Below are 20,705 nucleotides of genomic sequence, written 5' to 3' on the forward strand. Positions count from 1 at the left end.
ATCCCTATAAGGTAATCCTGGGCAAGCATAAAAACCCTGACCAAGCTTCGCTTGGTTGCTTTTTTATTCCCTTTCGCCTTGCTGAAGCAAGCTTCAGCGGCTTCAGGAAATAAAAAACCCGCAACATCCGTTGCGGGTTTTCTTTTGCGGAGGAAGAGGGATTCGAACCCCCGGAGGTGTGACCCTCAACAGTTTTCAAGACTGCCGCATTCGACCACTCTGCCATTCCTCCTTAGCGGCTGCAAATATAGGAAGCTTTTTTTGTACTTTGAAGAATTTTTTTGGAATTATAGCCCTAAAAACGATAGGATTGATCATTCATCAGAAAGTGAAACTTAACCTACCCCTGATAAAAAACGGCGTACCTGGAGTAAAATGAATTTCATCCACGGCCTCCTGTTCATTGCGCAACCGACTTACAGTAGCAAACTGGGTCTCATTCCATTCTGTGTCGAACAAATTCTCGATCACCAGGCCAAGGCTTAGATTCTTATACGTATAATTCAGGTTCAGGTCGGTTACAAAATAGCCTTCGGCTACAATGCTATTACCCTCATTGGCAGGTCTGTCTTTTATGTATCGATATTGTAACGAAGCCTCTACATTTTTGAACCCCACGTAAGTAAATCCGCCGGCCGATGTTAAATCAGGGGCTAAAGGGATAAAATCCTCTCCCGTTGCAGCTCCCGTAAAGCGGGCATAAGTGTAATTGATATCGCCATACATATATAATTTGTCATTCAATTCATACCGAATACCCAGGTCGGCTCCTACCCTTCTGGTTCTTCCACTGGGTTCAACAATTCCGGCATCTCCTACATATACAAACTCCTGTTGCATCCATAACCCCCACACTCCCGCGTTAATTGCCAACCTTGAATCCGGTTTCCAGTTGATTCCAAGGTCGCTTCCAAAAGCCAAAGGCAATACCTTCTCCCCCCTGTTGGCAATGACCACCCGCGTATCGTTCGAATGAAAACCAAAACCTGTTTTGGCGTAGGCCTGTAAGTCTGGTGAAAACGTATGAAGTATATTTAATTTTGGTGCAAGGAATAGCTTGGCCTTCCGTTGCAAATCATAGGTATCAGTCAACTCATTTTCATACTGAAAACTGAAATAGTCTGCCCTCAAAGCCGGGTTGATTGTCCATTTCCCCAAACGGTATTCCAGATTGGCAAAAGCAAAACCGTTGAATTCATCAATCTGGCCCAGAGCCAGATTCTCAAGTGTTTCCGTCCTGTTCCTGGTACGTGAAAGTTCCACATCGCTCACTTTGTCATATCTAAAGCCTGTTCCCAGATCCAGTTCTGCATGTGAATCATCCTCTGTTGTGTGAATTTTTTTCGAATATACCGTCTTCGCCCCTAAAATAAGTCGGTCTTCTTTTTGGCGGATCTGGTCTCCATTAACCGGATCTTCCAGAAAAAAGGTAAAGTTGGAGTACAGTTCAAAATCATAGGCGGTTACATAGGCTGATGTTTTTACACTTTGGTGGTCATCGATCGATTTGTAATGGTTCATCCATAGATTGGTTCTTGATGTCATGCCCCCCTCTGTATCGTCAATACTGCCAAATCTCCCAATGATGCCCTGATCTACTGCACGCTGTGGGATCTGCCCCGAGGCATCCCAACGGCTCTGAAAATGAGAGGCAGCAAGCCGGAGCGATTCCCCCTCTTTACTGAAATGAAAATTTCCCATAAGATTCAGTCGATTGAAATTCTGGGGAGAAGTAAAATACCCATCAGTTAATACGCCCTCCGATGCAACATAGGCCTGAGTATTCGTAGTTTCCAAAATTTTCATAAGTCCGACCATCCGTAGCGTATTAAAATCTCCGGCTTCGAGAGTGATTCTATTCTGGTCTATTTTCTTTTTCGTTTTGATGGATACATTTCCTGCCGTTGCAAAGTTTCCGTATTCCGCCTTGTAGGGCCCTTTTTCAAAATCGAGCTTATCCAGGGTCTCTGGAATTAGGAAATGAAGGTCTGCATAACCCTGTCCATGAGCGTGAGAAACCATATTTACCGGCATGTCATCTACAGATATAGAAATGTCTGTTCCATGATCCAGGTCGAATCCCCTCAGGAACAGCTGTTCTGCCTTCCCGCCACCTGCGTGCTGACCTATAAGTAAACCCGGTACCCGGCGTAATACCTCCTGGGATGATCGTACCGGGTTTTGTTCCGTGTCAATTCTGACCATCCTGCTAAAGGCATCCAATTTTGATATCAGTACAATTTGCTCCAGGGAGACAGGAGCTTCTTCAAGTACTATGGCCACCGAACTATCTAAATCTTCTTCGGCTACTGTCCTGCTTGTAGTCCTAAATCCTAAGCTGTAGAAATAGAGTACATCATTCACAGATATGGAATCGAATTCAAAATATCCGTTAATACCGGAATAGGTAAATGCTTCCGTGGTCTTATTATAAACTCCTACTCCTGCAACCGGATTCTGATATGAATCGTAAATTTTTCCACGGAGCTCATGTCCGAAACCCGTGAAGCTCGAAAACATTAAAATCATCCCAAAAAAGGATTTAAAGCCGATTTTCAGCCAATCAGAAATCATAGTTATTAGGTTTTAGGTTCTTACCTACCTACGAAGAATTGAGTAAAAGGTTTGGTTTTGAGAAACCGGGGAGGCACTATTAGGCTGTTAATAACTCCTGCTATTATAAGAAGTTCAAAAAATGAAAAAAATCGAAATATTCCGTATCTTGAACAGATCAACTCCTTACAATATTATTATGGCTAATTATTCTTTAAAGATCAACGGAGAACAGGTAGAGGTTGACGTGGATCCAAAAACCCCAATGCTCTGGGTACTAAGAGACCATCTCAAGCTGGTCGGAACCAAATACGGCTGCGGAATTGCTCAGTGCGGTTCCTGTACCATCCACCTGGGTGATGCTGCTGTACGCTCATGCCAACTACCGGTGGCTGTCGTTGGAAATCAATCCATTACAACTATCGAAGGTTTGTCTGAGAACGCAGACCATCCCGTACAACAAGCGTGGCTTGAACACGATGTGCCCCAATGCGGGTATTGCCAGGCCGGACAGATCATGTCTGCTGCGGCCCTGCTAAAAAACAATCCCAATCCCAGCGATCAGGATATTGACGCTGCCATGGATGGGAATATCTGCCGCTGCGGTACCTATGTCCGAATTAAACAGGCAATTAAAACCGCTGCAAATTCAGAAACTGCCTGATCCTAAATACAAAAAGTCATGTCCAAGATAAAAACACAATACAATAGACGTTCATTTATAAAAATATCTGCCGCCGCGGGAGGTGGAATGCTGATCGGCTTTAGCTGGCTCAACGCCTGTAAACCGAATTCCCCCGAACTGGCACAAGGCCTTCCTATCCCTGAGGAATGGTATGAGATCAATGGGTATATCAAAATCGGGGATACCGGACTGGTAACCATCTACTCCCCCAATCCTGAGATCGGGCAGAATGTCCGTACCTCCATGCCAATGATCGTAGCAGAAGAACTCGATGTACCATGGGAACATGTTGTCGTGGAACAGGCACCGCTCAATACCGGATTCTACCAGAACCAGTTTGCAGGGGGAAGCCTCTCCATTCGCCTGAGTTGGAATGCCCTCAGAATGGCCGGTGCTACCGGAAGACGTATGCTCCTGGAAGCTGCTGCTAAAGAATGGGGCGTTGAAGTGTCAGACCTTACCGCAAGTGAAGGATTGATCAAGGAAAAAGAAGGTGAACGCTCCGTGTCCTACGGAGATATTGCCTCAAAGGCCGTAGGTATTGAAATACCAGAAGAAGTTGAACTCAAGGAGATAAAAGACTTTAAGCTAATTGGTACCAGCCAGAAAAACGTGGATGGTAAAAAGATCGTTACGGGTGAACCTTTATTTGGCTATGATTTCCACAGAGATGGAATGAAACTGGCCATGATCGCTCATCCGCCCGCCTTCGGAATGAAAGTTGGAGATTTCAATCAAGACGAGATCAAAGGCATGAACGGAGTTGATGACGCCTTTGTGATAGATATTTCTGTTGACGAACCCGGAATGTTTGACGAAAAAGGCTTTCATCAGCTGATTGCCATCGTAGGTAAGGAAACCTGGCCCCTGATGGAGGCTAAAAAGGCCCTGAGGGTAAATTGGGAGACCACAGGAGAATTGGAAAGTTCAGCCAAACACAGGGAACGCCTCGACGAAGCCCTGGCGTCTGGTGAGGTACAGGAAAAACGCAGGGATGGAAATCCTGAAGCCGCTTTCAGGCGGGCTGCGAAGGTGATAGAACGAACCTACACCGCGCCATTTATCGCTCATAATACTCTTGAGCCGATGAATTTCTTTGCCAATGTCACGGCAGATGCCGCTGAACTAGTCGGCCCCACACAAACCCCGGAGGCCCTGGAAGGTTCAGTAGCCAAATTACTTAATATGCCGATCGAAAATATCACCGTGAACATGACGCGCATCGGAGGAGGATTTGGAAGACGCCTTTATGTTCATTTCGGTCTGGAAGCAGCTGCCATATCTAAAAAAATTGGAGGTCCGGTTCAACTGGTCTATTCCCGCGAGGATGATATGACACAGGGGACTTACCGACCTACCTATAAATCGGTTTACAAGGCCGGATTGGACGAAAACAATAACTTGATCGCTTTCTCCGTGAAAGGGGCAGGTTTACCTGATGGTCCCGTATTCCCAAATCGGTTCCCGGCAGGAACCGTAGAAAACTATTCTGCTGAAAAAATAGCTGCACCCACCAATGTCACTACCGGGGCATGGCGTGCACCCAGGTCTAATTTTACGGCAGGTGCCGAACAGTCCTTCCTCGATGAAGTGGCTGAAATGGCCGGAAAGGATCCTATCGATTTCAGACTCGAACTTTTTGATCGTGCCATCAATGATCCGGTTGGTGCAGAACACGATTACGAAGCAGAACGCTATGCAGGTGTTCTCAAACTGGTAAAAGAAAAGTCTGATTGGGGAACGCCAATGCCAGGCGTACACCGTGGAGTAGCCGCCTATTATTGCCATTCAACCTATGTAGCCGAAGTATTCGATATGATCATGGAAAACGGTAATCCCGTGGTCCAGAAAGTATGGTGTGCCGTAGACTGCGGAATTGTAGTCAACAAAGATGGGGCTGTGAATATGATTCAGGGTGGGGTGGTTGATGGCATCGGACATGCTATGTACAGTCAGCTTACCTTCGAAAACGGAGCTCCTAAGGAAATGAATTTCGACACCTATAAACTTATCCGCCACTCACAGGCACCAAGGGAAATCGAGGTCTTCTTCGTAGAAAATGAAATCGCTCCCACAGGACTAGGTGAACCCGGACTACCTCCGGCAATGGGTGCCCTGGCCAATGCCATGTACAAAGCTACGGGGGTTCGGCACTATGATCAGCCGTTTATGGGAATGGAGCGAAGAGTACTGGGCTGATATTGATTAATCAGATTACCTGAAAACCACAGACAAACGGATCATCCTCATCGAGGGTGATCCTGTTGTATCCGGTTAATCTGGCCCATCCTTTTATTCCCGGAACAATAGCGGGGTACTCCCCTACCCGGCCTGTGCCTTCAACGGTGGCCGTAAAGGCAGAGCCAATAATACTCTCGTGTATAAACTCCTGTTCTTCATTTATCCTTCCCTGAGCAAACCATTGTGCCAGCCTTGCCGAAGTTCCCGTGCCGCAAGGTGAACGGTCTATAGCCTTATCTCCATAAAATACGGCATTCCTTCCGTTTGATTCTGAGGACAAAGGCGCACCGGTCCACATCAGGTGACTGACATCCCTTATAGTGGAATCATCCGGATGGATGAATTGATCAGGATACTTTTTATTAATTCCGGCCCGGATTTCCGGACTCAACTGCACCAGCTGAGAGGCAGTGAAATGCTCTAGGCCTGAAAAGTTTTTCTGCGGATCGATGATGGCGTAAAAGTTACCTCCGTAGGCCACATCAAATTTAAGACTGCCCAAGACAGAACATTCAATTTCAAAGTTCTCAGCTGCTAGGTAAGAAGGCACATTTTTTAGTTTTACCCAGCTCACCTTCCCCCTATCCATGGAATAAGTTGCTTGTACGAGGCCGGCCGGTGTCTCCATCCGAACTATTCCGGGTTTTTTAGGCAGGATCACTTTCTCCTCTATGGCCATGGTAATGGTGCCGATTGCCCCGTGCCCGCACATGGGCAGGCAGCCGCTGGTTTCAATAAACAACACTCCAAAATCGTTCTCAGGATCTGCCGGGGGATAGAGTATACTCCCGCTCATCATGTCGTGACCTCTGGGTTCGAACATCAGGCCTTTCCTAATCCAATCGAATTCCCGTAGGAAATGCTGCCGCTTTTCGCTCATGGATTTCCCTTGGAGGGCAGGTCCACCTTTTACGATAAGCCTCACGGGATTTCCACAGGTGTGTCCGTCTAAACAGTAAAAAGTGCTGCGTGCCAAGGGCTGTTAAATTTTAGAATGCGTAAGGGATCCATCTACCCTTCTGAGAAGGTTGAGCGGATTAGCGTTCTGCAAAGCCACTGGCAACAATGCGTCAGGGCAGTTTTGAAAGCATACTGGTCGTAACCAGCGCTTGATAGCATCTTCGCCTACCGCTGTAAACCGACTGTCAGTTGTTGACGGATAGGGACCTCCGTGTTGCATGGAAGCGCAAACTTCAACGCCCGTTGGCACCCCGTTGAAGATGAGTCGGCCTACCCGATCCCGTAACTGACCTATCAGAAAGTCATATCCTTTGAGTTCATCAGCTGTGCCAATTATGGATGCCGTAAGCTGTCCTTCGATCAAGGCTACGGAACGCTCCAGGTCTTCAATGTTTACACATTCCACCAGGAGTGAAAAGGGCCCGAATACTTCCTGGTGGAGTTTTGGGTTTTCCCTGAATTGTGATGCCTTTACCTTTAATATGGTCTGTCTTCCGGTATTCGATTGGGTTTGCTCTCCCCACTCGGCTACAACTTGGGTTCCATCCTGGGCCTTCATCATCTTCTTTCCTTCGTCATACTTTTCAGCTATATCAGGGTGAAGCATACTGCTTGGAGTAATTTCCAGGATCTCATTTGCCAGTATTTCTGTAAACTGGTCCAGCTCCGATCCTTTTATTCCCATCATGATCCCCGGGTTGGTGCAGAATTGCCCGCTCCCCAATGTCACTGAGCCTGCAAGTGTTTTTGCCCATTTTTCCTTTTTCTCTTTCAGGATTTCAGGAAGGAGTACTACAGGATTAACACTGCCCATTTCCGCAAATACGGGGATAGGCTCTTTTCGTTCAGCAGCCATATTAAACAGAGCGCGTCCTCCCCCATGACTCCCGGTGAATCCCACTGCTTTTATCAGCGGATGCTTTACCAGGGCCTCTCCTACGGCATATCCCTTACTGTTAAGATGCGAAAATACACCCTCCGGCATGGCACTTTTCTTCGCGGCGGAAACAATGGCAGAAGATACCATGTTTCCTGTTCCGGCGTGCATGGGGTGACCTTTAACGATCACAGGGCAGCCTGCGGCCAGAGCACTTGCTGTGTCACCTCCTGCAGAGGAATACGCCAGAGGAAAATTGCTGGCCCCAAATACAGCAACAGGACCCAGAGGAAACATCATTTTTCGAAGATCTTCTTTCGGCATTGGTTTTCTGTCGGGCTTGGCCGTATCAATACTTGCTTCTACATAAGAGCCATCATCGAGAAGTCCGGCATAGAGTTTTAATTGATTAACGGTTCGGCCCCGCTCCCCCTTTGCCCTTCCTTCAGGCAATCCTGTTTCCGAACAATACATAGTGATAAGCTCATCGCCTAGGGCCATGATCTCATCGGCAATTGCCCTGAGAAATTCTGCCCTTTCCTCGTGGGTTGTTTCTCCAAAAAAATGGGTCGCTTGATGTGCAAGGGTAACAGCCTGTTCTACTTCCTCCGGAGTGGCTTCATAGAAAATGGTGTCATTCTCGGTGTTGAGAATAGGGTTTATAGTCCTGAAAGTAACGGAACCTCGTCGGGTTCGGTCGTATCCTATGATGTTCTTTCCGTCTTGCATTTAGCTTTGAATTACAATAAAATTTAGTTTAAAGGACGGGTCTGCATGCCATAGCAGCGTCAATGATCTCCTGTACCCGTTTCCTTTCTCCTCCCTGAAGGGGAAGTCGCGGGGCTCTTACATTTTCGGTTCCCAGGCCTGTAGCTACCTCAGCCATTTTGATGTTCTGCACCAATTGAGGATTAATATCCAATTCTAGCAATGGCATAAACCATCGGTAGAGGTCAAGGACTTCCTTGTGTTTTCCTTCCTTAGCCCATTTGTAAATAGAAACCGTTTCCCTGGGGAAGGCGCAAACAAGTCCGGCTACCCATCCGTCGGCGCCGGCTAAAAGGCTTTCCAAGGCCAGGGTATCTACCCCGCAAAGGATACTCAGCCGCTCGCCAAACCTATTCCTGAGTCGGGTTATATTCGTGATGTCCCGGGTAGATTCTTTTACGGCCTGAATATTGGAAAAATTAATTAATTCTTCGAACATAGGCAGGCTTACTTCTATTCCATAATCCACCGGATTATTGTAGATCATAATCGGCAGGGATGTACTCTTTGCAATCTCGGAGAAATAGGTTACTGTTTCCGTTGCATTTGCCTTGTAACGCATAGGAGGCAACACCATAAGTCCGTTAGCCCCATACTTTTCCGCATTTCTAACCGCCTTTAGGGCTCCACGGGTCGACTGTTCGGCGATATTCATAATCACAGGAATTTTCCCCGAAACCTCTTCAACTGTTGACTTAACCAGGACTTCTTTTTCATTTTCCTCCAGGGTACTTGCCTCCCCGAGAGTTCCCCCCAGGATTATACCACTAACTCCGGCACCGATCTGGGCTTTTATATTCTTCAGGAACATATCCAGATCTAATGTGTCTTGCTCGGTAAACTTAGTAGTAACGGCAGGCATTACCCCTTCCCATTGAACATTCATATGATATAAATTAAGACTTGCAAAGTACATTTCTTTCTTTGTAAACACAAACCCCTGGCGGGAGATAAATTACTTTTATAAGTCGAATAAAACACATTGAAAATCAGTAAGTCACAACGAAGATTCCATAAATAGTTTTATGATTCATTTATCTCTGTTTTTAGAATGTTTTACTTATTTTTGGGCGACTTTCAAAAAATCATCATGATAAAATATCTTTCTCTTGCCGGCCTCTTCCTTGTGGCCGGATGTCATTCCACAAGTAAAACAACAACATCATCAGAGACTACAGCAACCTCTTCTGATCCTGTGGTATATGCCGCCACTATCACCGAAAGTGAACTCAAGGAGCATTTGTATACCTATGCCTCAGATGAATTCGAAGGTAGGGAAACAGGCAAGCCGGGACAGAAAAAAGCGGTGAATTACCTCAGACAGCACTATATGGACCTCGATATCCCGGCTGCAAAGGCAGATGGGGACTATTTTCAGAACGTACCCCTGGAAATGGCAAAATTACCGGATGGCTCCATGTCAATCAATGGGAAGGAGTATTCCCTGGGGGAGGATTTTATCACCTTCACCCCATTGGAAGGTGAGTTTACAGAAGTTGTTTACGCAGGCTTCGGGATTGATGAGTCAGAATATTCAGATTATACTGGTTTGGATGTTCGGGGGAAAGTAGTATTGCTAAAAGCAGGGGAACCTGTAAACGAAGATGGGACCTACCTCCTGAGCGGGTCTGATAAAAAATCCTCATGGGGAAATATGTCTGAAGGTTCCGACAAAAGACTGAAAGCGGCAAAAGCCAGGGGTGTGAAAGCTATATTGTATGTGGATTCTGATAACTTTCAACGATATGAGCGCTACTACAAGAGAATGAAAAGCAATGACAGAGGAAGGTTAGGCTTTAAAGCCGACGCAGATAATCCGGCCTTAATCCTGGTCAATGATGTAATGGCTTCAGCAATATTTCCAAAGTTAAAAGACCTCAAAGGGGCTTTTGTACAGGAAACAGATTTGGTTGCTTCACTTGAAAGTAGCAATGAAGCCATCTCCACAGAAAACGTGGTAGCTTATATAAAAGGTTCTGAAAAGCCGGATGAATATCTAGTCATATCTTCACATCTGGATCATATCGGGGTTTCAAAGGACGGTAGTATTAATAATGGAGCAGACGATGATGGATCGGGCTCTGTTGCCTTACTTGAGATTGCTGAAGCCTTTCAGCTCGCTGTTGAGGCCGGACAGCGTCCTAAGCGATCTGTGGTCTTCCTGCATGTAACCGGGGAAGAAAAAGGACTGCTTGGTTCCAGATATTACACCGATTACGACCCTGTTTTTCCTTTAGAGCAAACGGTTGCCAACCTCAATATTGATATGATTGGGCGAATAGATCCGAATAGAGAGGGAGATCGCAACTATGTTTATCTCATCGGATCTGACAAACTCAGTTCCGACCTGCATCAGCTTTCAGAAGCGATCAATGAAAAATATACCAACATCACCCTGGATTATACTTATAATGATGAGAATGACCCCAACCGCTTCTATTACAGAAGTGACCATTATAATTTTGCGAAAAACAACATTCCTATAATTTTCTATTTCAACGGAACCCATGACGACTACCATCGTCCCGGCGACACTCCTGATAAGATCAATTACGATCTTCTTACCAACCGGACTAGGTTGGTCTTCCACACCGCCTGGGCAGTTGCTAACAGAAATGAAAGGGTCGTAGTTGACAAAATGTCCAAATAAGAAAATCTTTTTAGATTGAGGCCAGTCTATGGTTTCTGATCATAAATAAAAAAAGTCCTGCCTTTAACAGCAGGACTCTTTTGTTTTTGGGTGGAAGACCGGGCTCGAACCGGCGACCTCTGGAACCACAATCCAGCGCTCTAACCAACTGAGCTACAACCACCGTAACTAAGCGGTGGCAAAGGTAATTTTTTTTGCCTATTGCATCAAAATAAAACAATTGATATTTTAAAATAAAATCCTAATACCGTCCCCCCTGATTTTTTTACCCCGGATTAAAGTATAATTAGTGCTTTTTTGGGATCAAAAGTCTTAAAATATCGATATAACACACAAAATCAGGCATTTCACAACAAATTTTAGAACCGACCTGCCTTCAAGCTTATTTTTATTGCTTGATATATATAATAGGTATGCGCCATCTTGCGTCTTCAATTTCTACGCTTCAGAACATACTTGCCAGAAAGGTAAGTTTCCTGTTGCTGGCTATGTTGTTCAGCGTGGCAGGATTTTCTCAGGAAGACACAAAAAGCCTGTTGTCTGAAATTCAAAACCTCAAGGCTCAAAAGGGTTTTCAAGTTACTGATACAGTATATATCAATCTACTCAATAAATTAGGAAAGAACTTTCGCTTTTACAAGACTGATAGCCTGCTCACTATTTCCAAACAAGCCCTGGTTCACAGTCAGAAAGCCGAATATGTTAAAGGCCAAAGTGAATCATACCTGGGATTAGGGGACTATTATTCGGGTAAAGGAGAGCGGGTTGCCGCTATTAATAATTATACCAAAGCCCTGATCCTTGCCAAAAATATTGAAGCCTGCGAGCTAACCCTTCGAATAATAAATAACCTCGCTTCGGAATACGCTTTTAAAGGTGACTATGCCAAATCTCTCAACAATTATCTAAAGGGGATTGAAATAGCCGAAGAAGAGGGAGAACTGGAGATGTTATCTATTATGAATGAGAATATTGCCGGCTTATATGCATCTCAGAAAGACTATGACCAGGCACAGATATTCTACGATAGGGTAAAAAAGCTAAATGATCAGATCGGGGATGATGTGAATTCAGCACAGACCATGAGTAATCTGGCTTCACTCTATGCTGAGATGGGGAAATTAGACTACGCCATGTTCAATGTGAACAGGAGTATTGCCATCTTTGAAGATAATGAAGTGATGGACTGGCTTGCGTATGCCTATGAAATTAAGGGTAAAGTCTACCTAAAGCAGCAAAAGTACCAGTGGGCCCTCTACTGGTATCACCAAGGAGAGCTGCTCCATGAAGATCTGGACGATGACAGGGGAAGGATCGATCTTTTTAACGGTATGGCAGAAGCATATCTGGGCCAGGGGAAAGACAGCCTTGCACAGAATTATGCTATGGACGCTTATGAGATTTCCAATCGTATAAAATTCCTGGAAGGAACACAGAAGTGTGCCAAAACCCTTTACAACATAAACAAAAACAATAATGAATACAGGAAGGCGCTGGCATTCCACGAAATCTATCAGGAACTCAGCGATACCCTTCATCGGAATGAAAACAAGAAGAGTTTAACCATGCTCAAAACCAGGGCAGAATACGACCAGCAGAAACAAGCACTTATTGAGGCGAATCAACAAGCACTTGCCAAACAGCGGGGTCTTATATATGCCGGTATTATTGTCGTTATCATCTTTTCTATCATTACTTTCTTTATTAAAAGAGCCGAAAAGATTCAAAAAAGATTGAATACCGAATTAAAAGCGAAGAAGGAAAAACTGGAAGACCATGAGGCTGCCCTCACTGATAGTAATGAGACAAAGACCAAGTTATTTTCTATCATAGGACACGACCTGCGGGGTCCTATCGGGGCATTACAAGGGCTGCTTCAAATGTTCACTGACGGTGAGATGAATAAATCGGAATTCTTTGAATTTATTCCTAAACTTAAAAACGACGTCGATCATATTTACTTTACCTTGAATAATCTCTTGTCCTGGGGGAATTCACAAATGAACGGTTCTACAACAAAGGCCGCTGTGTTCTCTCTGGAAACCCTTGTGGATGAAAATATCAATCTGCTTTCTGAGCTCGCCAAATCAAAATCAATAAAAATTGTCAGTGAACTCAATGGCAATACTTTGATCTGGTCTGACAGCAATCAGATAGACATCGTTGTTCGTAACCTGATCAGCAATGCGCTTAAATTTACTCCTGAAAATGGTATGATTACCATCAAAGCCCAGGAGAAAAATGATAAGTGGGAAATTTCTGTTAGGGATACCGGGGTAGGAATGGATAAGGTAACCGTTGAAAATCTATTCAAGAAGAATTCCAATATTACCACCTACGGAACCAATAACGAAAAAGGAACAGGTCTGGGCCTCTCCCTCTGCAAAGAGATGGTTGAGAAAAACGGAGGTACTATATGGGCTGAAAGTGCCCTGAGAAAAGGAAGTACCTTCTATTTTACGCTGCCAAAGGCCGAAGACAAATACAGTCAGGCCAGCTAGAAAATATCACTCAGGCTGTTCACCCCTACAAAGCGTTCTGTCGTAAATCCTTCAGCATATTCTACTCCAACAATTCGGCCCATATCCCTGGCCCGGTAGGTAACACTATCTGTAAAGTTCTTACTGCTGATCGGAGTACTGGGTTCTTTACTATTTGGGTCGTAAAACTGTGAGCTATACGCCATTATTGATTCCATCTTTTTATCCATAAAACCAGTGATGTCTACAACAAAATCCGGTTCGAGGTTTTTCCACTGTATATAGTGATATACCTGTTTTGGACGCCATGGGTCCTGCCATTGGTCATCTCCTTCTGCCATGGTATCTATTTTTACCAACCCGCTGAGGAAACAGGCATTGCTCACCAGCTCACTGCCTCTGGCATGGTCAATATGGCGATCTTCAATTGCGTTGCACAGGACAATTTCGGGTTTATAAGCTCTGATCTTCCTGATCAGGGCCAGCTGGTGATTCTGGTCGTTAGGAAAAAACCCATCTGCAAATTCCATATTCTCTCGCACACTCAGGCCGAGAATTTTCGCAGATGCTGCCGCTTCCTTATCTCTTATTTCGGCAGACCCGCGGGTTCCGAGCTCCCCTCTTGTAAGATCGATAATACCTACCTTTTTCCCCAGGGCTATCTCTTTGGCTATAGTTCCCCCTGCACCCAGTTCGGCATCATCCGGATGGGCACCAAAAACTAAAATATCTAATTTCATAAAACCTTGATCTTTGGAAAATTAATGTGAAGTGACAGCTTCCTGCTGCTTCTTTGCGGTAAGGATGGCTTGTTCTAAGTCTGCTTTCAGGTCGTCTGTTTCTTCGATTCCAACCGAGAATCTGATTAGTCCGTCCCTGATACCCTGTTTTTGCCGTTCTTCTTCCGATAATAGTGCATGAGAGGTTTGGGTTGGAGAAAGCACTGTACTTTCCACCCCGGCCAGGCTCATAGAGGATTTGATTAATTTGAGCGACTTCTGAAAATGGGAAGCATTGATATTATTTTTTAATTCAAAAGACATCATTCCGCCAAAGCCGTGCATCTGTGAACTGGCAAGAGCGTGGTCAGGATGCGTGGATAAGCCCGGATAATACACATGGTCGATATCCGGATGTGCGCTGAGAAATTGGGCCAGTTTCTGGGCATTTTCGTTTTGAGCCTTCACGCGTAATCCCATGGTTTTAATACTGCGTTCGAGCAACCACACCGTATAATCACTGAGACTTCCTCCCAGATTTTTAGCCAGCTGGAAGATACGCTCCATATTTTCTGCAGAAGAAGCGACAGCCCCTGCAAGGATATCCGAATGACCTCCCATATATTTAGTGGCACTGTGGATGACTACATCAATACCAAAATCGATTGGATTCTGGTTAACCGGACTCGCAAAAGTGTTGTCAATCATTGAAATGATATCGTGCTTCCGGGCAATCTCTGCAAATGCCTTTATATCGGTAATGGTCAGCAAGGGATTTGAAGGAGTCTCTATATAAACCACTCTGGTGGATGGGGTTATTGCTTTTTCAAATGACACAGGATCCGATCCGTCAATAAAGCTGTAATTGATGCCAAATTTTTCAAATTGCTCCGTGATCAGGTGATAAGTACCTCCGTATAGCATGCGTTGCAGGATGATATGATCCCCTGCCTTTAGAAAAGCGAGGATGGCGGTACTGATTGCGGCCATACCACTACCGAAGATCATGGCTTCTTCGGCGTGTTCGAGTGCTGCAATTTTCTTAGACAAGGCTACCTGGTTAGGCGTATTGAAGTATCTTGGGTACCTTTTTATTTCCACATCCTCAAAGGCGTAGGAAGTACTCATATACAAAGGAGATACAGCTCCTTTAAAGGCAGTGTCCTTTAATTCGCCTGCGTGAGTACAGATCGTATTCAGGCCTTTTTTCTTAGTTGTCATATCAATTAGGATTGATCGTTTAAAGGTACAAATTTAGCTTAAACCACCGTCTGCTTCCAGTACCCTTTTCTAAACCAGATCACCGCCATTACGGAGAGCAGTACTTCGGCCAGGGTGATCGCCAGGAATACTCCCATCACCCCCCAATCGAGATAGAGGGAAACCAGATAGGCAAAGGGCAATTGAATAAGCCAGAAAGCTATAAAATTGATCTTGGTAGGTGTCCGGGTATCCCCTGCGCCGTTAAAAGCCTGGGTGACCACCATGCCGTAGGCATAAAATACATAGCCCGCTGCGACGACCTGCAGGCAAAGCGCGCCGTTTTCAATTACGGTAGGTACGTCGGTAAATAACCCTATGATAGAATTGGCAAACAAGAGGTAAACCAGGGAAATAAAGAACATAAAGATGGCATTGTATTTCCCGGTTTTCCATACCGATTTTTCAGCCCTGTCGGGCTTTTTGGCCCCCAGGTTTTGCCCAACAAGGGTCGCAGCCGCATTGCTCATTCCCCAGGCCGGCATAAAGGTGAACATCATTACCCTGATAGCAATGGTATAACCCGCCAGGGCCTCACTTCCAAATTCAGCCATCAGCCTCATCAGAAATACCCAACTAGATGTTCCTATAAGGAATTGAGCAATTCCGCCAAGGGAGACTTTTATCAGATTGAGCATAATCTTAAACCTCAGAACAATGTTCGAGACTGTTATCCTGATCTGACTTCCTCCTTTGAAAAGGATGTAAAGCTGAAAGATAACGGCACTTCCCCTCCCTATGTTAGTGGCGATGGCTGCGCCCATCACCCCGTATTCAGGAATCGGACCCAGTCCAAAAATAAAAATGGGATCCAGGATGATATTGAGGCCATTAGACAGGATAAGGGTCCACATGGCGATGGAAGCATCCCCTGCCCCCCTGAAAATAGCGTTGATCAAGAAAAGCAGGACAATAGTAATATTACCTCCCAGAAGGTACTTTGTATATCCGTGGCCTTCAGCGATAAGGTCGGGAGACCCCCCCATCAGGGAAAGGATTTCCCTGGAATACATCAGGCCGAAAACGCCAATGATTACAGCGATAAAAATTCCAAGGAATATAGCCTGTACTGCAGCCCGGGCAGCACCTTCCTGATCCTTCTCCCCTATTCTACGGGCTACCACGGCTGTGGCCGCCATACTTAAACCTATAGCCAGGGCATAGACCAGGGTAACGACAGATTCGGTAAGGCCGATGGTAGCCACTGCATTGACACTTACCTGTGATACGTAGGCAATATCGACAATGGCAAAGATGGATTCCATCATCATTTCGAGGATCATAGGAATAGACAACATAAATATGGCTTTCCGTATGCTACCCGAAGTAAACTCAGTTTCCTTACCTGTAACTGCTACGAGAAAAGAACGGTATAGTTTCCTGAATGTAATATTTTGTGTAGATGACATCGATGAGAAATTATGTGTGTTGAAGGATCTGCTTTCCGTACATCATGGTGTACAGGATGAATCAAATCATGAAAATGATTGAGGGAACATCTAAGCGTAACATAATTTCTATAGCTTCATAATGGTCTAAAGATGCATATTTTTTTTGAAGCAGAAAAATAGAACCGCCTTGAAAGTAAAATATATGGATCTTAAGGTCTTGTCTTTCAGTCTGCTAACCCATCGCTATTAAGCTGTTCTAATCGAGTTTTATGGGGCCATCAGAAGTATTGTTGACCATCCAGCGTTCATTCTGAATTGATCGGTAAACTATTTCATAATCCAGACCCTGCTTTTCCAATCTAATCAATGCAGAAGTAAGCAAATGGTAATCCTTCTGTGAGTTTTTCACTTCCAGGAAAGAGTATACCGAATTTGCCGGTATAGCTATACCCTTATCCAGAGTGGCTATTGAATAATTTTGAATGCTGTCCAAGGCGGGATCCAGGGAAATCAAATAGGGTAGAATTTCATTGTTATGGTCGGTCAGATCTGTAGGCTTTCCATCGTAAATCATAGTAACGGATTCAATAATTGCAGGCCCAACTCCATGGTTTAAGAGGCGTAAGGAATAACTGTTTTCGGAAAGATTATTAGAAGTAGAAACCTGAAGATATGGTAGGATAGACAAGTAGTTCTGTTTACTCATCAGGTTGGTTTGAAAAATAAATATGACTAATGTTATAAAGCTGATACTCATGGCAGAAATACCAAGTATCTTCTCCAGATTCCATTTAAATTTTATTCTTCCCATTTCCTAAACCGAAGATTTAAAGATTAAATGTATAAAAAAGAACAGGTAATAAAAACTCTGATAAAGGGAGTTATACTGCTAAATACAACTATTAATATGAAGCTTAGGGCTTTGTGTAATTCACCTGATACCGCCAATAACTCACTCCGCCCAGCACAAATACACCTATTACAGTATACCATATAAAAGCAGGGGTGATCACCTGGGCACCGCTTGCATAACTATGTAGCCCAACAAGGTAGAAATTCACACCGAAATAGGTCATCATAATACTGGCAAAAGCAATGATGCTCAGGAAGTTAAAAAGCCACCTGCCTCTTAGTCCCGGTACCAGCCTGGTGTGGATAACAAAGGCGTATACCAAAATGGAGATCAGGGCCCAGGTTTCCTTTGGGTCCCAGCCCCAGTAGCGACCCCAACTCTCATTGGCCCATTGCCCGCCAAGGAAATTCCCGATCGTGAGCATGATAACTCCCACGGTAAGGGTAAGTTCATTGATGATGGTGAGTTCCTTAAGGGTGTGCTCCATCTTTACCTTGTTCTTTTTATTGGTAAGGATGATAAGAAGAAGGGAGACTACACCAAGGATCATCCCAACGGTTAAGGGTCCATAACTCCCTACGATGACAGCTACGTGGATCATAAGCCAGTAACTATCGAGTACCGGTACCAGGTTGGCAATCGAAGGATCTACCCAGCTTTGATGTGCGATCCATAGCAGCATGGAGGTCACAAAGGTAGCTGCCGCAATAGTCATATCGCTCTTTCTTCCCAGGGATAAGCCCATGGCCAGAGTAGCCCAGGATACATATAAAATACTTTCATAGGCATCACTCCAGGGCGCATGTCCGGAGATATACCATCTCATTATGAGTCCGGCCGTATGCCAGATAAAAAACAATATGATTACCCCTTTAAAAAAATAGGTTGCAATACGCCAGATTTCGCGGTCTTTAAAGATGCGCAATACAAGTACAAGAAACATCAGAATTCCCACCAGGGCGTAATATTTATAAAGCCTGTTAAAGATGTCCAGTTTATTATAGATGACCTCGGCTTCAATCCTGTTAGCTGAAGGGAGTATTTCTGAGCCGTGGTTCTTTTGATTTTGCTCGAAAGCTTTGAGGATTTTGTCTGCTTCTGAATAATCTCCAGTTTGCTTTGCTTCTCTCAGGGAAATCAGGTAATAAGGAACTGCATTCTGTATAAAATTCGCGTACAGTGAATCACTTACCTGATACTGTCCGCTGCGGTATTCCATGGCGGAGATCCATTTGTTATTTTCATCGTTCAGCAAGGGGAATATTTTAAGGATCTCTCCGCTGAGGGCACGATCCAGTAAACTCAGTCGGAAATAGGCATCCTTAAAATCCTGCTGGAATTTGTTGGGGGTATTCGTGGCAAATGCCTCCTGGAGGTAAGGTCCCAATTTATTCCTGCCCTGGGAATCGAAAAAATCGGTAGCTTTTATGTATTTCTGACCTTTAGGTACCCCTATGATTTTCCGAATACTATCGTTTTGGGCTTTTTTATCCAGGGCGATAAAATCCGTATTGTACCAGAGTGCCGGATTCAGCATCATGGATAAAAAGACCTGATCTGCATTAAGATCCCTGTAGGAGTCCTTTAAACTGAGTTTACGCAGCAATTCAGAAGCAAAGGTGTTGATAGGTTTCATCCGGCCACCTTCATCCTGTATGATTAGCTTCCCGAATTTAGCTGCATGTTCTTGGGCAATTACCGTAGAAGTGAACAAGGAGTCGAGCTGAGCCTCTGTGGGCCCCGCGATGTGAGTGTGATCGGCGGCAGCCTGCTCTTCCTGCGCACCCAGGGGTATACTCAGAGCAAAGAACAAAATACCAGCGATGGCTGTCTTCTTCTTTCTGAGTTTTTCCAGGGAATTAGCCAAGTCTTTAAACCTCGTCTTTCCAAAAAACATAATCCCCATGAGACCCAGATAGAGCAGAAAATAACCGGTATAGGTGATCCAGGTACCCATACGGTCGTGATTTACCGAGAGTACGGTACCTTTCTCATCAGGATCAAAACTCGCCTGAAAAAAACGATATCCCTCATGGTCGAGCACATGGTTCATGTAGATGTCATAGTCGAACGGACGATCATCTTCCACAGTGATCTTACTCATAAAAGAAGCATATGCTTTTTCCGTCCCGGGATATTTCTCCGCGATAAAATCGTTTAGGGTAATACTAAATGGCAGCTCGTAGACCTTTGAACCATAGCCCAGGGTAAAATCGAGGCCGCCAAGGGTAAATTTGTCCATATAGCTACTGCTGCCTTTCCCGCCCAGTACTTCTTTTCGTACGGTTTCCCCATTCGTGCTGATGTATAGAATCAGGGCGTCCTGGGAATTCGGCGTTTTTTCTTCTTCCGGAATGGGGACAACCCCGTAGGACCCTTTAACCACGGGCTCGGGAATTACGAATTGCATCGCACCCACCGAATACAAGGACCTTAGTTGCAGGGTCTGCAGACTGTCTATTTCAAGGGTACCCTCTAACTGATCGGCCATGCGCATAAAGCTTCCTTCAAAAGAAGATCTTATACGGTACTCCTCCCCTTCGGTAAAAATATTAATCGCTCCTTCGGTCTCTTTATTAAGCGTAAACAGTACATTGTGGATATTGGCAATTTCTCCATCAGCCAGGTAATGTTCATGTCTGTTTCCGTCTCCTGCCTCAACAATCTTTAGGAAATTCGAGCCATTTTCATCCGGGATCAGGCCCCTTTTGGCGCCCTGGATAAATCCTGCGTAGCTGATCTTGAATTCCTGCCCGTTAAAATCTTCCTTCCATGGCAGTGTCGATTGTATTGCTTCCGGTGTTACGATCAGGTCGTCCTGAAGTGGTTTCCGCCTGAGTTCGCCTTCCATTTCACCATCGACCAGGACGGTGAGATATGTTTTATCAGAATAAAATACATTTTCGGAATTTCCTTCACGGATAGGCATCATACCTTCATAGCCAATATATCGGGTGACACCTGCTCCGATAATAATCAGAATCCATGACAGGTGTAACATCAGAACGGGCCACTTCTTCCATTGAAGTAAGCGGTAGCGGAACATATTTCCAAGGAAATTGATCACAAAAAATATCATGATCACCTCAAACCACTTGGCGTTATAGATCCAAATTTTTGCCGTTTCAGTGCTATACATACTCTCCACAAAGGTGCCAATGGCCATGGCAGCAGCAAAAACAATAAATAATACCGCCATCAGGCGGGTTGAAAACAGGATCTTTTTTAACGTCTCAATCATCTATCGTATCCTTTTACCAGATATCAG

General features: G+C 44.8%; 13 protein-coding genes and 2 tRNA genes. 4 read left to right on the top strand and 11 right to left on the bottom strand.

Features of this window, described 5'->3' with window-relative positions; genetic code table 11:
* Positions 1–147: 147 nt before the first annotated feature.
* Both ACA086_RS10600 and ACA086_RS10605 read right to left on the bottom strand, forming a co-directional pair.
* Positions 148–232: transfer RNA gene (locus tag ACA086_RS10600), tRNA-Ser, on the bottom strand.
* A gap of 89 nt (positions 233–321) precedes the next feature.
* On the bottom strand, positions 322–2,574 hold the full coding sequence (locus tag ACA086_RS10605; RefSeq protein ID WP_371003283.1) for a TonB-dependent receptor: 2,253 nt from the start codon (positions 2,572–2,574) through the stop codon (positions 322–324).
* A 178-nt stretch (positions 2,575–2,752) separates the two neighbouring features.
* On the opposite strand from ACA086_RS10605, the gene ACA086_RS10610 reads away from it, so the two are divergent.
* Together ACA086_RS10610 and ACA086_RS10615 are read left to right on the top strand one after the other, a co-directional pair.
* The gene (locus tag ACA086_RS10610; RefSeq protein ID WP_371003423.1) at positions 2,753–3,217 is read left to right on the top strand and encodes a (2Fe-2S)-binding protein; all 465 of its coding nucleotides are present in this window, start codon (positions 2,753–2,755) and stop codon (positions 3,215–3,217) included.
* 18 nt (positions 3,218–3,235) lie between these two features.
* On the top strand, positions 3,236–5,437 hold the full coding sequence (locus ACA086_RS10615) for a molybdopterin cofactor-binding domain-containing protein (protein WP_371003284.1): 2,202 nt from the start codon (positions 3,236–3,238) through the stop codon (positions 5,435–5,437).
* A 10-nt stretch (positions 5,438–5,447) separates the two neighbouring features.
* Here the strand turns inward: ACA086_RS10615 and ACA086_RS10620 are convergent, their stop codons facing one another.
* From ACA086_RS10620 to ACA086_RS10630, 3 genes are read right to left on the bottom strand one after another with little or no spacing between them, the layout of a single operon-like run.
* Complete coding sequence (locus tag ACA086_RS10620; RefSeq protein ID WP_371003285.1) at positions 5,448–6,455, bottom strand: 4-hydroxyproline epimerase; 1,008 nt, start codon at positions 6,453–6,455, stop codon at positions 5,448–5,450.
* A 6-nt stretch (positions 6,456–6,461) separates the two neighbouring features.
* Entirely contained in the window at positions 6,462–8,045 is a 1,584-nt protein-coding gene (locus ACA086_RS10625) for an aldehyde dehydrogenase (NADP(+)) (protein ID WP_371003286.1), read from the bottom strand.
* A 28-nt stretch (positions 8,046–8,073) separates the two neighbouring features.
* A complete protein-coding gene (locus ACA086_RS10630; RefSeq protein WP_371003287.1) occupies positions 8,074–8,970 on the bottom strand; it encodes a dihydrodipicolinate synthase family protein in 897 nt (298 codons plus the stop codon).
* A gap of 204 nt (positions 8,971–9,174) precedes the next feature.
* Here ACA086_RS10630 and ACA086_RS10635 point away from each other — a divergent pair, with 204 nt between their 5' ends.
* Positions 9,175–10,734, top strand: a complete 1,560-nt coding sequence (locus ACA086_RS10635; protein WP_371003288.1) for a M28 family peptidase — start codon at positions 9,175–9,177, stop codon at positions 10,732–10,734.
* 88 nt (positions 10,735–10,822) lie between these two features.
* On the opposite strand, the gene ACA086_RS10640 is transcribed toward ACA086_RS10635, so the two are convergent.
* A tRNA-His gene (locus ACA086_RS10640) sits at positions 10,823–10,898 on the bottom strand.
* A 249-nt stretch (positions 10,899–11,147) separates the two neighbouring features.
* On the opposite strand from ACA086_RS10640, the gene ACA086_RS10645 reads away from it, so the two are divergent.
* Complete coding sequence (locus ACA086_RS10645) at positions 11,148–13,235, top strand: ATP-binding protein (protein ID WP_371003289.1); 2,088 nt, start codon at positions 11,148–11,150, stop codon at positions 13,233–13,235.
* On the opposite strand, the gene bshB1 is transcribed toward ACA086_RS10645, so the two are convergent.
* The 5 genes from bshB1 to ccsA all read right to left on the bottom strand — a co-directional run bounded on the left by bshB1 (position 13,232) and on the right by ccsA (position 20,678).
* Positions 13,232–13,954 (bottom strand): bacillithiol biosynthesis deacetylase BshB1, encoded by a 723-nt coding sequence (bshB1, locus tag ACA086_RS10650; protein WP_371003290.1) that lies wholly within the window; start codon positions 13,952–13,954, stop codon positions 13,232–13,234. The genes ACA086_RS10645 and bshB1 overlap by 4 nt on opposite strands.
* A 21-nt stretch (positions 13,955–13,975) precedes the next feature.
* Entirely contained in the window at positions 13,976–15,154 is a 1,179-nt protein-coding gene (locus tag ACA086_RS10655) for a PLP-dependent aspartate aminotransferase family protein (protein WP_371003291.1), read from the bottom strand.
* Between the two features lie 38 nt (positions 15,155–15,192).
* A complete protein-coding gene (locus ACA086_RS10660) occupies positions 15,193–16,602 on the bottom strand; it encodes an MATE family efflux transporter (protein WP_371003293.1) in 1,410 nt (469 codons plus the stop codon).
* Between the two features lie 238 nt (positions 16,603–16,840).
* Positions 16,841–17,395: a hypothetical protein gene (locus ACA086_RS10665; protein WP_371003294.1), complete on the bottom strand. Its 555-nt coding sequence runs from the start codon at positions 17,393–17,395 to the stop codon at positions 16,841–16,843.
* Between the two features lie 103 nt (positions 17,396–17,498).
* On the bottom strand, positions 17,499–20,678 hold the full coding sequence (gene ccsA, locus ACA086_RS10670) for a cytochrome c biogenesis protein CcsA (RefSeq protein WP_371003295.1): 3,180 nt from the start codon (positions 20,676–20,678) through the stop codon (positions 17,499–17,501).
* Positions 20,679–20,705 lie beyond the last annotated feature (27 nt).

The organism is Muriicola sp. E247 (assembly GCF_041358175.1).
Lineage (GTDB): Bacteria > Bacteroidota > Bacteroidia > Flavobacteriales > Flavobacteriaceae > Muriicola.

Bases quoted from the DNA above. Each gene is read 5' to 3' on its own strand.
- ACA086_RS10605 (WP_371003283.1), bottom strand. From the start codon at position 2,574: ATGATTTCTGATTGGCTGAAAATCGGCTTTAAATCCTTTTTTGGGATG.
- ACA086_RS10610 (WP_371003423.1), top strand. From the start codon at position 2,753: ATGGCTAATTATTCTTTAAAGATCAACGGAGAACAGGTAGAGGTTGAC.
- ACA086_RS10615 (WP_371003284.1), top strand. From the start codon at position 3,236: ATGTCCAAGATAAAAACACAATACAATAGACGTTCATTTATAAAAATA.
- ACA086_RS10625 (WP_371003286.1), bottom strand. From the start codon at position 8,045: ATGCAAGACGGAAAGAACATCATAGGATACGACCGAACCCGACGAGGT.
- ACA086_RS10630 (WP_371003287.1), bottom strand. From the start codon at position 8,970: ATGAATGTTCAATGGGAAGGGGTAATGCCTGCCGTTACTACTAAGTTT.
- ACA086_RS10635 (WP_371003288.1), top strand. From the start codon at position 9,175: ATGATAAAATATCTTTCTCTTGCCGGCCTCTTCCTTGTGGCCGGATGT.
- ACA086_RS10645 (WP_371003289.1), top strand. From the start codon at position 11,148: ATGCGCCATCTTGCGTCTTCAATTTCTACGCTTCAGAACATACTTGCC.
- bshB1 (WP_371003290.1), bottom strand. From the start codon at position 13,954: ATGAAATTAGATATTTTAGTTTTTGGTGCCCATCCGGATGATGCCGAA.
- ACA086_RS10655 (WP_371003291.1), bottom strand. From the start codon at position 15,154: ATGACAACTAAGAAAAAAGGCCTGAATACGATCTGTACTCACGCAGGC.
- ACA086_RS10660 (WP_371003293.1), bottom strand. From the start codon at position 16,602: ATGTCATCTACACAAAATATTACATTCAGGAAACTATACCGTTCTTTT.
- ACA086_RS10665 (WP_371003294.1), bottom strand. From the start codon at position 17,395: ATGGGAAGAATAAAATTTAAATGGAATCTGGAGAAGATACTTGGTATT.
- ccsA (WP_371003295.1), bottom strand. From the start codon at position 20,678: ATGATTGAGACGTTAAAAAAGATCCTGTTTTCAACCCGCCTGATGGCG.